Genomic DNA, 17689 nt, shown 5'->3' with positions numbered 1-17689 from the left:
CCAATCGAGCCCACAACCCCAGAAGGGCGGCAAGTATATAATTTTACTAAATAAAAAACTATCACGGCTATGAATCCCGGCAATACTTGATCTGGCTCATATGGTCTATTTTCCTGTCTGCCTTTGCTATTGACCCGGGGCAGCAGAATGGGCAAGATACCCCGCCGAAGTTGCTTATACCGGGTGATATCGCGATCACTCAGGCACCGTAAACCCACCCACAATGATCATATGGAGAATCCATGAAGGTTCTTGTTGCCGTTAAGCGTGTCGTTGACTACAACGTCAAAGTGCGCGCCAAAGCCGATGGTAGTGATGTTGACTTGAATAACGTCAAAATGGCTATCAACCCCTTCTGTGAAATCGCTGTCGAGGAGGCTGTTCGCCTCAAGGAAGCGGGCACAGCCACCGAGGTTGTCGCCGTTTCAATCGGCGACAAAGCCTGTCAGGAGCAGATTCGTACTGCACTGGCGCTGGGTGCCGACCGCGGTATCCAGGTGGAAACAGAAGGCGCCGTCGAGCCGCTGGTAGTCGCCAAGCTGCTCAAGGGCGTAGTCGAGAAAGAAGAGCCGCAACTGGTCATACTCGGCAAGCAGTCCATCGACGGCGACAACAACCAGACCGGCCAGATGCTTGGCGCGCTGGCGGGCATGCCCCAGGGCACATTTGCTTCCGAAGTCGTTATCGACGGAGACAAGGTCAACGTAACGCGCGAAGTGGACGGTGGCCTGCAGACGGTAGCCCTGAATCTGCCGGCGATCGTCACCACGGACCTGCGCCTCAATGAGCCGCGCTACGCGTCCCTGCCTAATATCATGAAGGCGAAGAAGAAGCCGCTAGACGTGTTCTCACCAGCTGACCTCGGCGTCGATGTCACCACGCACCTGACGCAGGTCAGTGTGGAACCGCCGGCTGAGCGTCAGGCCGGTATCAAGGTTGAAGATGTTGATCAGCTGCTGGACAAACTGAAGAACGAGGCGAAGGTAATCTGATGAGTACCCTGGTAATTGCAGAACACGATAACGGCTCCCTGAAGGGGGCTACCCTCAACGCGGTAACCGCAGCACAGGGCCTTGGTGGCGATATCGACATCCTCGTCGCCGGTGCCGGTTGTGACGGTGCAGCCCAGGCTGCGGCAGCCGTGGCTGGCGTCAACAAAGTGCTGGTAGCGGACAACGCAGCTTATGAGCACCAGCTGGCAGAAAACGTCAGCCTGCTGGTAGCAGAGCTCGGTGCCGGCTACGACAATATCGTCGCCGCAGCAACAGCCAACGCCAAGAACACCATGCCGCGCGTCGCGGCGCTGCTGGATGTTGCGCAGATCTCTGAGATCACTTCTGTTGAATCTGCCGACACGTTCAAGCGCCCGATTTACGCCGGCAACGTGATCGCCACAGTGAAGAGCAGCGATGCCAAGAAAGTCATCACCGTTCGCGCCACGGCCTTCGACGCAGCGGCTGCAGAAGGCGGCTCAGCCAGCGTGGAAGCGGTGGACGCCGTGCACGATGCGGGCATCTCGAGCTTTGTCGGCGAAGAAGTGGCTGTATCTGACCGCCCGGAACTCACCGCTGCACCGGTTGTTATTTCCGGTGGCCGCGGCATGCAGAACGGCGAGAACTTCAAGCTGCTTGATGGCATTGCAGACAAGCTGGGTGCTGCGATTGGTGCATCACGCGCCGCCGTAGACGCTGGTTTCGTGCCCAACGACATGCAGGTTGGCCAGACAGGCAAGATCGTTGCACCGGACCTGTATATCGCCGTAGGCATCTCCGGCGCGATACAGCACCTTGCAGGCATGAAGGACTCCAAGGTCATTGTTGCAATCAACAAGGATGAGGATGCGCCGATCTTCCAGGTAGCGGATTACGGACTGGTAGCTGACCTGTTCGACGCCCTGCCGGAGATCGAAAGCAAGCTCTAGCCCTGGCGTTGCCATCGTGATCCAGGAAACCGGCCCTCGTGGCCGGTTTTTTTATGCCTTGCCCGGTGTGGCGGCCTGGCTTCCCAGGCTGCAGGCAGGTTGCCGTCAGTCACGTCGCAGGCGATCTGATATGGCGATGGGAGTAGGGTAGTTCAGTACCACGATATAAGAAGATGCCAGCAGTGTAATGATCGTGGTTGCCTGGACCAGCATGGAAGCCTCGGTGGAAATGAGGCCCGCGGCAACGGCGACATAGGCGATAAGCAGCGAGAACTCTGATGCCTGCCCGAGCCGGAAACCCAGGTCCCAGGCCATGTTGCTGGATTCGCTCATCCCCTTGAACAACCAGCGATAGGTAACCGGCTTCAGTGTCAGTACCAGCACCGCCAGCACCACCGCAGGCAGCCAGATTTGTTCCAGCATAGCGAGGTCAAAGCGGGCGCCCACGGCAAAGAAGAACAGGATCAGGAAAAAGTCTCGCAGCGGCTTCAGGTTGACGGCAATGTACTGTGAGATCGGGCTGGTGGCGATGGTGATGCCGGCGATAAAGGCGCCGATCTCTTCCGAGAGGCCTAGTGCTTTAGCGGCCTCTGCCATACCCAGGCACCAACCCAGTGCGAGCAGAAATATGTATTCGTGGAAGCGATCGAAGCGCGCGATCAGCGGCAGTAGCACGTAACGCACCACCAGCAGCGCGGCACCTCCCAGCACCGGCAGGCCAAGCATGGATAGCGCCAGGTCCATACCCATGTCGCTGCTGTCTCCCGCCGCGCTGAACAGGACCATCAACACCATGATAGCCAGCAGGTCCTGCAGCAATAGAAGCCCCACCATAAGCTCACCGATATGCTTGTGGTGCAGCACCGTGGTAGGCAGCAGCTTGATGCCGATAATAGTGGAAGAGAACATCATCGCTGCGCCCACGATGAGCGCATCGAGGTTACTGAAACCGAACAACCTGACTACTGAAAACGCCATAACCAGAAAGATCAGTGAACTGATCAGCGCTACCACGGTTGATTTTCGCAGTGTCGCCCACAGTGCCTGGGGCTGCATATCCAGGCCCAGCAGGAACAGCAGGAAGATAATGCCGATGTGGCCAATCTCCGCCAGCAGCTGCGTGTCTGTGACCATGGAGAAACCGTAGGGCCCGATACAGGCGCCCAGGGCAATGTAGGCGATAATCAGGGGTTGGCGCGTGGCCAGGGCCAGTGACGCAAAGATGGCCGCACCGGTGAAAATCAGGAAGAAGGAAAAGGTAATAGACACATCCATCACGCCAGTTTAATCAAGCAACAGGCGGATAGATACCGCCGGCGCTGGAATCTGCGTAATCAGGGCACCCGTGGGGCGGCGCGTTGGCCTAGTTGTCTGCTGCCCGGCGCCGAAACAGCGGCAGGGGCTGGTCAACAGACGCCTGGTAGTACTCGCTGAAATCAGCAAGGCTTTCCAGCGCGGCCTCAAGTTGCGACTCGTCCTCAAACTGAAACGCGTTGAAACCACAGCGTGACAGGTAAGTCAGCTGGTCACGCATGAAGTGACCGACCGCGCGCAATTCGCCGCTGTAACCGCGCTCTCGCAGTTCACGGCCATAGGAAAAGCCACGCCCGTCCATGAAGGTCGGGAAGTTAACCAGCACCAGCGGAATTTCCTCAATGTGCTCGATCAATGGTGCCAGGCTTTCTCCGGGTTCGAGAACGACTGCCCGGCTGCCGCGATCCTTTGCCGCGAGCCACTGCTCAAGGTCCAGTACTTCCGGACCGTGATCTTCAACGATCGCGCCGTTTCTGATCAACCTAGCCATACACATACTCCTTGAAGGGCTCTATTCCAACGCGGCGATAGGTGTCGATGAATGTTTCTTCGCCTTCGCGCAGTTTTACGAAGGTGGACAGCAGTTTTTCCATCACATCGGGCATATCTTCCTGCCGGAAAGACGGCCCGAGAATCTTGCCAATACTGGCATCCTTGCCCTGGTTGCCGCCAAGGCTGACCTGGAAAAATTCCTGCCCTTTTTTGTCGACGCCGAGGATGCCGATGTGGCCGATATGGTGATGACCACATGCATTCATGCAGCCACTGATATTCAAATCGAGCGGGCCCAGGTCGTAGACATAATCCATGTCATCGAAGCGCGCCTGGATTGCTTCTGCCACGGGAATGGACTTGGCATTGGCCAGGGAGCAGAAGTCGCCGCCTGGGCAGCAGATCATGTCGGTGAGGTAGCCGATGTTGGGCGTCGCCAGCCCGGCTGCCTGCAACTGCTGCCAGAGCGAATACAACTGGCCCTGTTCGACATCAGCCAGCACCAGGTTTTGTTGGTGCGTGGTACGCAACTCACCGAAGGAGTACTGCTCTGCCAGGTCTGCGACCAGCTCGAGCTGGCTATCGCTGATATCACCCGGCGCGAATCCCGTGGCCTTCAGCGATACATTGACAATCTGGTAGCCGGGGACACGGTGCGCAACCGTATTGCGTTTCAGCCAGTTGGCAAACAGTGGGTCTGCGGCGGATCGCGCCTGCAGCTCCGAGTCGGCGCCGGCTGCGTCAATTTCACGATATTCCGGTGCCGTGAAGAAACTGCGCGCGCGCTCTATTTCCGCTCCGGTCAGCGTGCCGGGGCCGTCCTTGATACGCGACCACTCCTGTGCAACGGCCTCCCGGAACGCGTCCGCACCCATCGCCTTGACCAGTATCTTGATCCTGGCCTTGTACTTGTTGTCACGCCGCCCATGCTGGTTATACACACGGAGGATCGCTTCGAGGTAGGTGAGCAGGTGCCGGCTTTGGAGCCTGGCACAGATCTCCGTGCCAATCACCGGAGTCCGACCCAGGCCGCCGCCAACGAGTACGCGAAAGGCGGTGTCGCCGTTCTCGCCGGTGACCAGTTCGAGGCCAATATCGTGTGCATAGATCGCCGCCCGGTCCTCTTCGCTGCCGCACACCGCGATCTTGAATTTGCGGGGCAGGAAGGCAAATTCCGGGTGCAGGGTGGACCACTGGCGAATGATCTCGCACCAGGGGCGGGGGTCTTCGAGTTCATCTACAGCCACACCAGCATACTGGTCTGTGGTGGTGTTGCGTATGCAGTTCCCGGACGTCTGGATGGCGTGCATCTGCACACTGGCCAACTCGGCCAGAAGCTCTGGTACTTCGGCCAGTTCCGGCCAGTTGAACTGTATGTTCTGTCGCGTGCTGATATGCACGTAGCCTTTGTCATAGTCCCGGGACAGCTGCGCTATCTTGCGTAACTGGCGGCTGCTCATTAGCCCGTAGGGCACAGCTACCCGCAACATGGGGGCGAGCCGCTGCACATAAAGGCCATTTTGCAGGCGTAGTGGGAGGAATTCGGCTTCGCTCAAGTCTCCGTCCAGAAATCGCCGGGTCTGGTCGCGAAACTGCGCTACCCGCTCATCGACAATCTTCTGGTCGTACTCGTCGTAAACGTACATCTGGGCGTCCTGTCAGTGCTGCTGCTGCGGTTTGTCCCGCGCGCGGAGGGCGGTACCTTATCAGAAAACCGGCTACATTAAATAGTCATATTATTCATAAGGTTAGAACCAGCGGTTTGCGACAAGTCGAACTTGGGATATATCAACTAACTGCTATAATGTCGCGACTTTCCCCAACCACGAATCTGGAGCTGAATATGAGCGAACAAATGCAGGACCATGACAACGGTGATGGCGCGGCCGATGCGATAGCGGCGACCGCAGTAATATCCCTGGTGGTATTCACACTGTACCTCTGGCTATCCGGCATGCCGACCTGAAAAATGCCATCAGGGGCGGTGTGGAATCATGCGGCCCCTTTCAGCACCAACTGGACTATGACCACCATCACCGCAATGAACAGCAGGGTGAAAATGAGGCCGGCGGCGATGAACACCCCGGCGCGCCCCTGTTTAAAGTCGCGTTCGCGATTCTTGCTGCTCTGCACCCCGAGTCCAGCGGCGAAAATGCTGGAGATGACCTGAAACGGCCGCAGCGGTTCTTTTTCCTTGTGACTCTCGTCTTTGTTATCTGACATGGTTCAGGCACAAACTCCTCAGTAACTCAGGTTCGGACGCAGCCAGCGTTCCACAGATTCGACGGCAACACCTTTGCGCGCTGCCAGATCAGCAACCTGGTCGCGACCAATTTTCCCCACGGCGAAGTATTTTGCCTCGGGATGCGCATAATAGAAACCACTCACCGAGGCTGCCGGGCTCATGGCGAAATGCTCTGAGAGCGTCACACCTGTCGCGGCACTGGCATCGAGAAGCTCAAACAGCGTGGCTTTTTCCGTGTGATCGGGGCAGGCGGGGTAACCGGGGGCAGGGCGTATGCCCCGGTAGCGTTCCCGGATCAGGGCGTCATTATCGAGCGCTTCGTCTGCTGCATAACCCCACAACTGCGTGCGCACAAGTCGATGCAGGTGCTCGGCAAAGGACTCTGCCAGCCGGTCGGCCAGGGCTTTCAGCATTATGCTGCTGTAGTCATCGTGCTCTTTTTCAAATTCGGCGGCCAGTTGATCCACGCCGTGACCGGTGGTGACGCAGAATCCGCCGATATAGTCCCCGTCCGGGGCGATGTAGTCGGCCAGACTCAGGTTGGGCTTGTCGCCGGGCTTGTCTGTCTGCTGTCGCAACTGGTGCAGCGTGGCCAGGTGCTGTTCGCAGGATTCGTCGTTATAGAGGTCTATATCGTCCGCACCGTTGCGGCGCGCAGGCCAGAAGCCAACCACGCCTCTTGCCGTCAGCAGTTTTTCGTCGACTATGCGGGCGAGCATCGCCTGGGCATCGCGGAACAATTCCGTCGCCTGTTGCCCGACCTTGTCATCATCGAGTATGGCCGGGAATTTTCCAGCCAGCTCCCAGGTAATGAAAAACGGGGTCCAGTCGATAGTGTCGACGAGTGCCTGTAGCGGAAAGTCATCGAACACCTTCGTACCCAGGAAACTCGGGCGGGGAGGTTGGTAGCTGCCCCAGTCCAATTGCAGGGCCCGGCTGGTGGCCTCGCTGTAGGGTAGCTGCCGCGCCCTCGGTTCACGGTTGGCAATACGCTCCCTGACCTGCTCATACTGTGCGCGGCGTTCGCTGACAAAGTTTGGCTTTGCGTCCCCTAACAGCTGTGTGGCAACCGAAACACTGCGTGAAGCGTCCGGTACGTAAGCTACCAGGTCATTGCTGTACTGCGGCTCGATTTTTACAGCGGTGTGGGCATTGGAGGTGGTCGCCCCGCCTATCAGCAGCGGCACATTGAACTCCTGCCGTTGCATCTCCGCGGCAACATGTACCATTTCATCGAGTGATGGCGTTATCAGCCCCGAAAGACCGATGATGTCGACGTTTTCCTCTCGGGCAACGCGTAAAATCTCTTCACATGCCACCATCACGCCGAGGTCGATAACTTCAAAATTGTTGCACTGCAGAACAACGCCGACAATGTTCTTGCCGATATCGTGAACGTCACCCTTGACCGTAGCCATCAGGATTTTGCCGTTGGTGTTGTTGCCCTCGCTTTTTTCTTCCTCGATATAGGGCTGCAGATAGGCCACGGCCTGTTTCATCACCCGGGCACTTTTGACCACCTGGGGTAGAAACATCTTGCCCTCACCAAACAGGTCTCCAACTACATTCATGCCGTCCATCAGCGGGCCTTCGATGACTTCGATAGGGCGGTCAAACTGCTGCCGGGCTGCCTCTGCATCCTCGAGAATGTACGTGTTTATGCCTTTTACGAGCGCGTATTCGAGGCGCTTGCCGACGTCTTCCTCACGCCAGCTCAGGTCTTCCTTGCGCGCTTCACCGCTGCCGCTGGCACGGTATTTTTCGGCCATATCCAGAAGCCGCTCGGTGCCGTCGTCGCGGCGATTAAGCACAACATCTTCGACCGCTTCGCGCAGGTCAGCGGGCAGTTCGTCATAGACCGCCAATTGACCGGCGTTGACTATGCCCATGTCCATGCCGGCGCGAATGGCATGGTAAAGAAACACCGAATGGATCGCTTCGCGCACCGGATTGTTGCCGCGGAAAGAAAACGAGACATTGGATACACCGCCGGATACCAGCGCCCCCGGAAGCTGCTCCTTGATAAACCGCGTGGCCTCAATGAAATCCACGGCATAGTTGTTGTGTTCTTCTATACCGGTGGCAACGGCAAAGATATTGGGATCGAAGATAATGTCATTGGGGTCAAAGCCCACCTCGTTCACCAGCAGATCGTAGGAGCGGCGACAGATGTCCTGCCTGCGCTGGAGATTGTCGGCCTGGCCGTCCTCGTCAAACGCCATCACCACCACCGCGGCGCCATAGCGAAGGCACAGTCTTGCCTGCTCAAGGAATTCGTCTTCACCGGCCTTGAGGCTGATGGAATTCACCACCGGCTTGCCAGGGATGCATTTGAGCCCGGCTTCGATAACAGACCACTTGGACGAGTCGACCATGATGGGTACGCGGGATATGTCAGGCTCAGACGCGACCAGGTTGAGAAAGGTGACCATTGCTTTCTCGGCATCGAGCATGCCTTCGTCCATATTGACGTCGATGATTTGCGCGCCGTCCTCTACCTGGGTGCGCGCCACATCCAGGGCTGTTTCATAGTCCTCTTCAAGTATCAGGCGCTTGAATCGCGCCGAGCCGGTGACGTTGCAGCGCTCTCCCACGTTCACGAACAGACTGTCGGCCTGGATATTGAGCGCTTCGAGGCCGCCCAGGCGGCACGCCGGTTCGCGCTCGGGCAGTGGCCTGGGTGCCACCCCGGATACCGCATCGGCAATCGCCCGGATGTGCTCCGGGGTGGTGCCACAGCAGCCGCCCGCCATGTTCAGCATCCCGCGACTGGCGAATTCATGGAAGTCATCGTGCATGATTTCCGGCGTTTCATCGAACTCGCCAAACGCATTCGGCAAGCCGGCGTTCAGGTAGGCGCCGAAATAGCAATCTGTGACATTCGACAGCTCTTCCAGGAAAGGGCGAATCTCCTTGTAACGGCGTCCACAATTGCTGCCGACGATAAGCGGTTTGGCGTGGGCGATGGCGTTGTAGAATGCCTCGGGGTTCTGCCCGGAAAGCACACGTCCGCTGACATCGGGGAATGTGACCGAGATCATCAGCGGTAATTCCTTACCAGTCCGCTCAAAGGCCTGCTTGACGGCGTAGATGGCTGCCTTGGCATTCAGCGTGTCGAAGATCGTCTCTATCAACAGAATGTCGACGCCACCTTCGATCAGTGCCAGTGATGCCTCCAGGTACGCTGCGCTGAGCTCATCGAAGCTGACGCCGCGGGCGCCGGGATCATTGACGTCGGGAGAAATCGAGGCTGTTTTAGGCGTAGGGCCCAGGGAGCCAGCGACAAAACGGGGGCGCCCGGGCTCTTTTGCCATGCACTTGTCGGCGGCAAGGCGTGCTACTTTGGCGGCAGCGAGGTTTAACTCATACGCGATTGCGCCAAGGCGATAATCATCTTGGCCGATCGATGTGGCATTAAAGCTATTGGTTTCAATGACATCCGCGCCGGCATCAAGATACGCGCTGTGGATAGCTTCGATCACCTCCGGCCGGGTGATGCACAAGAGGTCGTTATTACCCTTGAGATCCACTGCATGATCCGCGAAGCGCTCACCGCGATAGTCTGCTTCCTCCAGACCCTCCTTCTGTATCATGGTGCCCATGGCGCCATCCATGATCAGGATGCGTTCCTGCAGGGCTGAGATCAGGGCTGGGGTCGAATCTGAGGGCACTTTGTTCTCCGGGGTGCAGCTGAAAAGGAGGGCATCCTAGCAGACCGACCTATCTATATCAAAATTATTTGATATAGATATTTTGCCGCTAAATGCCTTGAATACTCGCGGGCGCGTCCCAATTTTCTTAGAATACTTGACTAAATTACTCAGAAAGCAGGTTAAGACCCATGGTCACCATTACCGAATCAGCCCAGGAGTACCTCGCTGAACTCCTCTCCAAGCAGGATGACGCCCTCGGCGTGCGCGTCTTCATCAATCAGCCCGGCACCCCCAGGGCTGAAACCTGCATCGCGTATTGCCGCGAGGGCGATGTGCAGGAAGGCGACGAAGAGCATGTCTTCGAGCAGTTCACCGCCTGGTTCGAGAGCCGTTCCCTGCCGTTCCTGGAGGACGCACTGGTCGATTACTCCAAGGACAGAATGGGCGGTCAACTGACGATCAAGGCGCCCAACGCGAAAATGCCTCGCGTGGATGAGAACAGCCCGCTGGAGGACCGCATCAACTACATCCTGTATAACGAGGTTAACCCGGCGCTGGCCGCACACGGCGGTGAAGTGAGCCTGGTAGAGCTGACAGAAGACCATTTCGCGGTATTGCGCTTTGGAGGCGGCTGCCAGGGCTGCTCCGCCGTAGACCAGACCCTGAAGGGCGGGGTAGAGAAGACCCTGCTGGAGCAGCTGCCGCAGCTGGCAGGTGTGCGGGATATGACCGACCACACAGATCGCTCGCAGGCCTATTACTGATCTGCCCCGCGATCAGCGCAGCATAGTCAGGGCCGCCAGGCTCGTTTAACGGGCGGTTCTTTGCCTAGAGGGCAGGGTAGCCCTGACGGTGTCCCGCAATTTGCGCAGGCAGGATTCGGTGCTCTCCCAATCGATACAGCCATCGGTAACTGAGACACCGTACTGGAGGTCTTCGAGGTTCTCCGGTATCGACTGGTTCCCTGCATTAATGTTGGACTCAATCATCAGGCCAACAATCGATTCGTTGCCCTCAAGTATCTGGTTACCCACGTTCTCCACGACCAGCGGTTGCAGTTCGGGCTGCTTGTTGGAATTGGCATGCGAGCAGTCCACCATGATGTTGCGCGCGAGGCCCGCTTGTTCCAGCGCCTCCTCACACAGGCGAATGTGTACCGAGTCATAGTTCGGCCCGTTACTGCCGCCGCGGAGCACGATATGACCATGGGCGTTGCCGCGGGTGGTAAATACCGATACCTGGCCCTGTCGGTTGATACCCAGAAAACGATGCGGCTTGGATACCGAATTCAGTGCGTTGGTGGCGACAGTAAGACTCCCGTCGGTACCGTTCTTGAAGCCCACAGCGGAAGACAGCCCACTGGCCATTTCCCGGTGAGTCTGCGATTCCGTGGTGCGAGCGCCGATGGCTGACCAGCTGATCAGGTCCTGCAAGTACTGGGGCGAAATCGGGTCGAGCGCTTCGGTGGAGGTGGGCAGGCCCAGTTCCAGAATGTCCAGCAACAGTTGACGACCAATATGCAGACCCTTCTCGATCTGGAAAGAGTCATCCAGGTCCGGGTCATTGATCAGCCCTTTCCAGCCGACAGTGGTCCTGGGTTTCTCGAAGTACACGCGCATCACGATATACAGTGTGTCACCGAGCTCGTCCGCCAGTGCCTTGAGGCGGCGCGCATAATCCAGGGCCGCTTCCGTATCATGAATGGAGCATGGCCCAACCACCACGAAAAGGCGGTGATCCCTGCCGTCCAGTATGTCCCAGATGATGCGGCGGCTGTCGGCCACAGTTTCTCGCACCTGGTCAGACATGGGCAGCTCGTCCCAGAGTTGTTCGGGCGTTATCAGTACGCCCTGCGAAGCGACGTTGATATTGTGGACTTGCTTGTTGCTCATGTTCGTATCCCTGATACAGTAAAAACCGGACGCGGCCGCGTGCCGAGGTGGCGCGCGCGGCGCGACATTCTATAGCAGCGGTCAAGGTTTGGGTAGGCGCCACTCGGGCGCGGCAGGAGGCAGGTAAGGCCCGCAATGGATTCACCCCGATATTTCGATTTAGACAGGCTAAGGCCCTTGCTGCAGCGGGGTTTCACCCTGATCACGCCGAACCTGCGCCTGTCCCGAGCGATCAAGCAGGCCTGGGATCGTGAGCAAATGCAGGCGGGGCAGGTGACCTGGGAGCCGGCGCCAGTGTGCGCGCTGGAGCAATGGCTGGCCGGGCAGTGGCAACAGGCCGTGCGTGCAGGAGTGGTGTCACCCGCCAAAACCATAAGCCCCTTGCAGCAGGCCGAATTGTGGCGACAGGTCATCCGTGACGATACCAGCGCCACCGATAGTGCCCCACTGCTGCGCCTTGACGCAGCGGTTGACCTGGCCCGCCAGGCACGCGAATTGATGCTGCGCTATGGCATTGATCCCGCGGATACGAAGGCTACCAGCGAGTTCGCGCTGGACGACGACTGTGCCACCTTCCTGCGCTGGTGCCGGGCCTTCACCGTTGCGCTGCAGCAGCAGTCCGCGCTCACAATTGACGACAGCGCAATACGCCTGCTGGCGCTGGATTACAGCGCAGCAACTGTGCCCATAGCGCTGGTCGACTTCGACGACATAGCGCCCTTGCATCGCGCAGTGGTCGCGTCCCGTGCCGATCCGCTGGAAGAGGTAGCCAGCGCGGATGCGTCGGCACCAATTATCGGCAAGAGCTTTGCTGAGCGACGCGCTGAATTGAGCGCAGTTGCGCGCTGGGCCGCGTCGCAATACACAAGTGATACAGGGTGCCGCCTGGGCATCCTGCTGACGGATATGCAGTCGGATCGCAACGAGTTGGAGTATCTCTTGCGCCGGCAGTTCGATTGCCTGGGAGACAACTACGGCGCCTTGCCGGTGGACTTCTCCACCGGTATTCCACTGGACAGGGCGCCGGTGATTCGCGATGCGCTGCGCATGCTGACGGTTATTGAGCCCCAGGTCAGCCAGGAGGATGTGCAGGGGCTAATCATCAGTCGCTTTGCCGCCTGCCGCGACGCGCTCACGGAAACCGGCCTGAAACTGTTGCAGGCTTTGTACCGCGACGGTGTACAGCGCATCAGCACCGCGAGACTGCGTCACCTGGCCGCGACAGTCCGCATCGATGAGCAGCGGGGCACGGCGATTGGAGACTGCCTTAAAGCGATCTCTGCGCTGCGTCTTGATCGCAGGCGGGAGCTACCGTCGCACTGGGTTGAGCACTTTTGCCAGGTACTGCAGATATTCGGCTGGCCCGGCCCGGGGCCGCTGGATTCCCTTGAATACCAGCAAGTGGAGACCTGGTACGAGGTACTGGAAGCCTTTTCCGGCTTTGACGCGCTCAGCGGTGAACTCCCTGCGAGCGAGGCCCTGGCCCTGCTGCGCCGGTGCTGCCAGCAGAGGATATCGCAGCCACAGACTGCCAGCAGCGGTATACAGGTGCTGGGGCCGCTGGAGGCAGCTGGGCTGCAGTTTGACCAGGTGTGGATGGTCGGCTTGCAGGGCAGTCGCTGGCCAGCGCCGGCGCGGCCGAACCCATTCCTTCCTGTCGCCATGCAGCGTCGCCTGTCCATGCCACACAGCTCAGCCGAGCGTGAGTGGCGCTATGCCACGGCCCTGATGCGCCAGTATCGAGCGGGCTGTCGCGTATTGATAGCGAGCTTTTCCCGACAGAATGACGGGGTCCCGGAAGTGCCCAGCGCGCTGCTCGACGGCGTGCAGATTGAACAGCACGAGCTGGCCGAGGAGCCCTGGCGCGACTGGCATGAAACATCCGGCGCTGCGCGTCTGGTAGCACAGCGCGACGACAACGCGCCGGCACTGTCTTCAGCGCAGTTGGCTGCGATCCGCGGCGGCACTGCCATCCTGCAGGCTCAGGCGAATTGTCCTTTCAGGGCCTTTGCCGTCCTGCGGCTCCAGGCGCAACCGCTGGATGAGCCACGCAGCGGGCTGCGCGCTACAGAGCGCGGTAAACTGCTGCACGATGCGCTCTACGCACTGTGGGGCGAGCTGCAGGACAGTGCAACATTGCACCGGCAGGACGAGGCAGCGCTGCACTCCATCGTAAATCGCTCCATAGATTCGGCGATGCAACAACTGCCCTCGGCATTGTCGCAGTTGGTTGGCAGGGGCTGCCTGGATCTGGAGCAACAGCGTCTCACAGCGTTGTTACATGAGTGGCTGGAGGTCGAGCGAGCGCGGGAACCGTTCACGGTGGTCTCCCGGGAGGACCCTGCCGAATACACGTTTGCCGGTCTGCGGCTCAGCTTGAAGCTGGACCGAATTGACCGTTTGGCGGACGGAGCGCAACTGGTCATTGATTACAAAAGCGGCCGCAGCAGCCTGTCCAGCTGGCTCGGAGAGCGGCCGTCGCAGCCACAGCTGCCTCTGTATGGACTGATCGGTGATGCCTCCGGACTGGCTTTTGCACAGGTGCGCGCCCGCGACTGCCGCATGATCGGTATAGGGGAAGTTGAAGGCGTTGCCGGCGTGCAGCAGGATGTCGCCAGGGCAGTACAGCGCTATTCGGAACAGCAGGACTGGCCGGGCTTACTGGCGGAGTGGCGCAGTAACCTCGAACGCCTCGCAGATGCATTCATGCAGGGGGAGGCTGCAGTGGACCCACTGCCTGCTGCCTGCACGTACTGTGGTATGCAAGCGCTCTGCCGGGTGGAGATACACGACGGAGGTCCAGTGTGAGTATCGCTGATGCTACAGAGCGCCGCAGGGCGCTGGATGTCAGCAAAAGCTTTTGCGTGACGGCCCCGGCCGGATCCGGCAAGACCGAGTTACTGATACAGCGATACCTGGCACTGCTGTCCCGGGTGACAAAGCCGGAACAGGTGCTGGCCATCACCTTCACCCGCAAGGCAGCAGCTGAAATGCGCGAGCGCGTGCTGCAGGCATTGCGCGCAGCGCAGCAGGACCTGCCAGTGAGCGATGATCACCAGCGGGTAACGCGCGAGCTGGCAAGCGCTGCCCTGGCTGCAAGCGCGGCCGGTGACTGGCATCTCGGTCGGGATATATCGCGCCTGAATATCAAGACGATCGACAGCTTTTGTGCCGGGCTGACCAGGCAGATGCCAGTGCTCAGCCGCTTTGGCGGGCAGGCGCAGGCAACTGACAACGCTGTGCCCTTATACCGGGAGGCCGTGCAGGAGCTGTTTACCCTGGTCGGCACATCAAGGCCGGAGGTGAAGGACCTGGAGGCACTGTTGTTGCACTTCGACAACAACTGGGATCGCCTGACAGAACTGCTGGTGGAGATGCTGGCCAAGCGTGAGCAGTGGCATGAATACATGGGCGCGCGCTATTCGCCGAGAGAAGCACAGGCCAGTATTGAACGGACGGTAGCCGCTGCCACGGCAGATACGCTGTCAGAATTGCGTGACCGCCTGCTGCCATGGCAGGACAAGCTCTTCGAGCTGTTGGTTTATGCGCAGTCCAATCTCCATGCACCGGTACCCGCGTCGTTTCCTGCCGCGATAGCGGATGACTTGGGGCACTGGCGCGCGCTGGCAAGCATGTTGCTCACCCAGCAGGGCATGTTTCGCAGCACGGTCAATGTGCGCAACGGATTTATTACCGGCACAGGTGAGCCCAAGGAACGCAAGGCGCAGTTCAAGGACCTGGTTGAATGCCTGGCAGCTGAGCCGGGACTGGATGCCGCGCTCGCCGAGGTGATGTGGCTACCGTTGATGGACAGCCACGAGTCCTCCTGGCAGTTAGTGGTGCACCTTTCACATGTGCTGCCACTGCTTGCGGCCTGCCTGCTGCTGGTGTTTGAGCGACGCGGTGTGGTGGACCACAGCCAGGTCACGCTTTCCGCCCTTGACGCTCTCGGTGATGATGCGGCGCCTACAGAGCTGGCCTTGCGGCTCGACTACGGTATCGAGCATATACTGGTTGACGAGTTCCAGGATACGGCGCTGAACCAGTACCGCCTCATCGAACGCCTGACCCGCGGCTGGGGCGAGCACAATGCGGTGAATGGCGAGGCCCCGCGAACGATTTTCATCGTCGGCGATGGTATGCAGTCCATTTACGGCTTTCGCAACGCCAACGTCGGCCTGTTTCTCACCGCCAGGGACCAGGGCTTCAACGGTGTCGTACCGGAGAGCGTCGAATTGCGCTGCAACTTTCGCTCGGAGGAGGGCATCGTCGAATGGGTTAACCAGAGCTTTCGCGAGGCTTTCCCGCACGAAGACAATGCCAGGAAGGGGCAGGTGGGCTTCAGCGATGCCGCAGCCGTCAAGCCCGCGGGCGCGGCCGATGCCATACAGATGCATGCCTTTTCAGGCGAGGCAGCCGCACAGCAGGAGGCCGCGTGGCTGGTGCAGCAACTGCAGGCGGGACTGGCCGATGACAACATCACCAGCATTGCCGTGCTCGGACGCAGCAGGTCACACCTGGCCCCGATTCTTGAGCAATTGCGGCGCCAGGACATACCTTTCGCCGCGCAGGACATGGACAACCTGGCCAGTTCCCCGGCCATCGTCGACCTGACGCTACTCTGTCGCGCACTGGCCAATCCCGCAGATCGCGTGGCCTGGCTGGCCTTGCTGCGTGCGCCATGGTGCGCGCTGTCACTGGCGGACCTGCAGGCCGTCGTCGGTGCCAGCGAACATCCCCGATACCAGAACCTGGCAGCCTGGCTGTTGCAGGGTGATTTCCCGGGGACGTTGAGCGAGCGCGGCAGAACCAGCCTTGCCCGGGTCAGTGAGTGCCTGCGCTGGGCGGAACAGAAGCGCGATCGGCTGGCCCTGCGTGTCTGGGTCGAACAAACCTGGGAGCACCTGGGCGGCCCCGCCTGCCTCAACCAGGCGCGCTACCTGCAGGATGCCGAGGCGTTTTTCCAGCTGCTGCAAGAGGCCGAGGCCGAAGGTGCAGGGCTGTCCATGACCTGGATGCAGGAGCGCCTGGAGCGGCTGTTTGCCAGCAGTGACACTCCGGATGCGCCGCTGCAGGTTATGACCCTGCACAAAGCCAAGGGCCTGGAGTTCGATTGGGTATTCATCCCGGCCCTGGCTCGCGCCACACGCGGCGACAGCAGGCAACTGCTGCTGTGGGACGAGTACAACAGCAGCAGTGGCGATCTCGGCATCATGCTCGCAGCGGATGACCACAGTGAGGCCAAGGCCCCGGGCCTGTACAACTATCTGCGGCGCTGTCGTAAACAAAAGGCGCGACTGGAAAATACGCGCCTGCTCTATGTCGGCACAACGCGCGCTGTCAAAAGGCTTACCCTGACCGCCTGCCTGGAGGAGAGAGAGCAGACGGAAGCCACCACACCGGCGTTCAAACCTCCCGGTGATGGATCCCTGCTGGCGCCACTGTGGCCGGTGTTCAAGCGCCAGCTGACGGCACATGCAGCCATCCCCGAGCCTGCGCAGGCGGCCGTCACTTCGCGCCCGCTGCTGCGCCTTGATAACCCACCGCCGCCACCATCCGGGCCGCAACCAGTAGCGGAAGAAGACGCCAATATACCGTCGCCGACGCTGAACTGGAACGAGCGGCATATCGGCACGGTCATTCACCAGGGCCTCGAACAACTGAGCCTGATGGTACCGCTGCCGCGCGACGTGCCCGAGCACCTGCAGGACCAGTTGCGCTGTGACCTGGCAACCCTGGGTGTGGGGCCGGGCCGGCTTGACGCCGCCGAGCAGGCAGTGATGGCGGCGTTGCGCAGAACCCTGGCTGATGACGCTGGCGGTCGCTGGTTACTGAGCGCAGAACATGCCGATGCCCACAGCGAACTGGCGCTCACGGCCCATCTGGATGACCAGGTCAGGGACCTTGTTATCGACCGCACCTTCGTGGATTCAGCCAGTGGTGTGCGTTGGATCGTGGATTACAAGAGCAGCGTACCGGCTGAGGGGATGGCGCTGGAAGACTTCCTGTGCGCGGAGCGCGAGCGTTATCGCCCGCAATTACTGGTATATCGAAACGCCCTGGCAGCCCGCGCCAGCGAGCCGGTTCGCTGCGCGCTCTATTTCACCGGCCTGGGTCTGCTGCACCCGATAGCCGAACTCGACCAGGATTAAGCCGTGGGCTGCTCAACGAC

12 protein-coding genes are annotated in these 17689 nt (G+C 59.7%); 6 read left to right on the top strand and 6 right to left on the bottom strand.

The features are described 5' to 3' along the window. Positions 1 to 242: 242 nt before the first annotated feature. Together F0M18_RS04630 and F0M18_RS04625 are read left to right on the top strand one after the other, a co-directional pair. Complete coding sequence (locus tag F0M18_RS04630) at positions 243 to 992, top strand: electron transfer flavoprotein subunit beta/FixA family protein (protein WP_149610242.1); 750 nt, start codon at positions 243 to 245, stop codon at positions 990 to 992. Continuing rightward, positions 992 to 1921, top strand: coding sequence for an FAD-binding protein (locus tag F0M18_RS04625; protein ID WP_149610241.1), 930 nt, complete (start codon positions 992 to 994; stop codon positions 1919 to 1921). Before F0M18_RS04630 ends, F0M18_RS04625 begins: the two co-directional genes overlap by 1 nt. Positions 1922 to 2026: 105 nt before the next feature. Here F0M18_RS04625 and F0M18_RS04620 read toward each other — a convergent pair whose 3' ends face one another. The 3 genes from F0M18_RS04620 to F0M18_RS04610 form a co-directional block, all read right to left on the bottom strand. Next, positions 2027 to 3196 (bottom strand): cation:proton antiporter domain-containing protein, encoded by a 1170-nt coding sequence (locus tag F0M18_RS04620; protein WP_149610616.1) that lies wholly within the window; start codon positions 3194 to 3196, stop codon positions 2027 to 2029. Between the two features lie 88 nt (positions 3197 to 3284). Then, on the bottom strand, positions 3285 to 3725 hold the full coding sequence (locus F0M18_RS04615; RefSeq protein WP_149610240.1) for a DUF934 domain-containing protein: 441 nt from the start codon (positions 3723 to 3725) through the stop codon (positions 3285 to 3287). Then, complete coding sequence (locus tag F0M18_RS04610; RefSeq protein ID WP_149610239.1) at positions 3718 to 5373, bottom strand: nitrite/sulfite reductase; 1656 nt, start codon at positions 5371 to 5373, stop codon at positions 3718 to 3720. Before F0M18_RS04610 ends, F0M18_RS04615 begins: the two co-directional genes overlap by 8 nt. Before the next feature lie 197 nt (positions 5374 to 5570). Here F0M18_RS04610 and F0M18_RS20040 point away from each other — a divergent pair, with 197 nt between their 5' ends. Beyond that, complete coding sequence (locus F0M18_RS20040) at positions 5571 to 5693, top strand: hypothetical protein (RefSeq protein WP_262500825.1); 123 nt, start codon at positions 5571 to 5573, stop codon at positions 5691 to 5693. 26 nt (positions 5694 to 5719) lie between these two features. Here F0M18_RS20040 and F0M18_RS04605 read toward each other — a convergent pair whose 3' ends face one another. Continuing rightward, complete coding sequence (locus F0M18_RS04605; protein ID WP_149610238.1) at positions 5720 to 5950, bottom strand: DUF2970 domain-containing protein; 231 nt, start codon at positions 5948 to 5950, stop codon at positions 5720 to 5722. A gap of 18 nt (positions 5951 to 5968) precedes the next feature. Continuing rightward, complete coding sequence (metH, locus tag F0M18_RS04600; protein WP_149610237.1) at positions 5969 to 9643, bottom strand: methionine synthase; 3675 nt, start codon at positions 9641 to 9643, stop codon at positions 5969 to 5971. Positions 9644 to 9813: 170 nt separating this feature from the next. Here metH and nfuA point away from each other — a divergent pair, with 170 nt between their 5' ends. Then, positions 9814 to 10389, top strand: coding sequence for a Fe-S biogenesis protein NfuA (gene nfuA / locus F0M18_RS04595; protein WP_149610236.1), 576 nt, complete (start codon positions 9814 to 9816; stop codon positions 10387 to 10389). A gap of 45 nt (positions 10390 to 10434) precedes the next feature. Here nfuA and F0M18_RS04590 read toward each other — a convergent pair whose 3' ends face one another. Next, positions 10435 to 11517: a 3-deoxy-7-phosphoheptulonate synthase gene (locus tag F0M18_RS04590; RefSeq protein ID WP_149610235.1), complete on the bottom strand. Its 1083-nt coding sequence runs from the start codon at positions 11515 to 11517 to the stop codon at positions 10435 to 10437. A gap of 135 nt (positions 11518 to 11652) precedes the next feature. Here F0M18_RS04590 and F0M18_RS04585 point away from each other — a divergent pair, with 135 nt between their 5' ends. Further along, complete coding sequence (locus F0M18_RS04585; RefSeq protein WP_149610234.1) at positions 11653 to 14325, top strand: PD-(D/E)XK nuclease family protein; 2673 nt, start codon at positions 11653 to 11655, stop codon at positions 14323 to 14325. Further along, positions 14322 to 17669 (top strand): UvrD-helicase domain-containing protein, encoded by a 3348-nt coding sequence (locus F0M18_RS04580; RefSeq protein WP_149610233.1) that lies wholly within the window; start codon positions 14322 to 14324, stop codon positions 17667 to 17669. Before F0M18_RS04585 ends, F0M18_RS04580 begins: the two co-directional genes overlap by 4 nt. The last annotated feature ends 20 nt before the right edge of the window (positions 17670 to 17689 follow it).

This window comes from Pseudohalioglobus sediminis, assembly GCF_008370495.1.
GTDB lineage: Bacteria > Pseudomonadota > Gammaproteobacteria > Pseudomonadales > Halieaceae > Halioglobus.
Note: the sequence above shows the minus strand (reverse complement) of the source record. Positions and strands in the feature narration are given on the sequence as shown.

Bases quoted from the DNA above. Each gene is read 5' to 3' on its own strand.
- F0M18_RS04630 (WP_149610242.1), top strand. From the start codon at position 243: ATGAAGGTTCTTGTTGCCGTTAAGCGTGTCGTTGACTACAACGTCAAA.
- F0M18_RS04625 (WP_149610241.1), top strand. From the start codon at position 992: ATGAGTACCCTGGTAATTGCAGAACACGATAACGGCTCCCTGAAGGGG.
- F0M18_RS04620 (WP_149610616.1), bottom strand. From the start codon at position 3,196: ATGGATGTGTCTATTACCTTTTCCTTCTTCCTGATTTTCACCGGTGCG.
- F0M18_RS04615 (WP_149610240.1), bottom strand. From the start codon at position 3,725: ATGGCTAGGTTGATCAGAAACGGCGCGATCGTTGAAGATCACGGTCCG.
- F0M18_RS04610 (WP_149610239.1), bottom strand. From the start codon at position 5,373: ATGTACGTTTACGACGAGTACGACCAGAAGATTGTCGATGAGCGGGTA.
- F0M18_RS20040 (WP_262500825.1), top strand. From the start codon at position 5,571: ATGAGCGAACAAATGCAGGACCATGACAACGGTGATGGCGCGGCCGAT.
- F0M18_RS04605 (WP_149610238.1), bottom strand. From the start codon at position 5,950: ATGTCAGATAACAAAGACGAGAGTCACAAGGAAAAAGAACCGCTGCGG.
- nfuA (WP_149610236.1), top strand. From the start codon at position 9,814: ATGGTCACCATTACCGAATCAGCCCAGGAGTACCTCGCTGAACTCCTC.
- F0M18_RS04590 (WP_149610235.1), bottom strand. From the start codon at position 11,517: ATGAGCAACAAGCAAGTCCACAATATCAACGTCGCTTCGCAGGGCGTA.
- F0M18_RS04585 (WP_149610234.1), top strand. From the start codon at position 11,653: ATGGATTCACCCCGATATTTCGATTTAGACAGGCTAAGGCCCTTGCTG.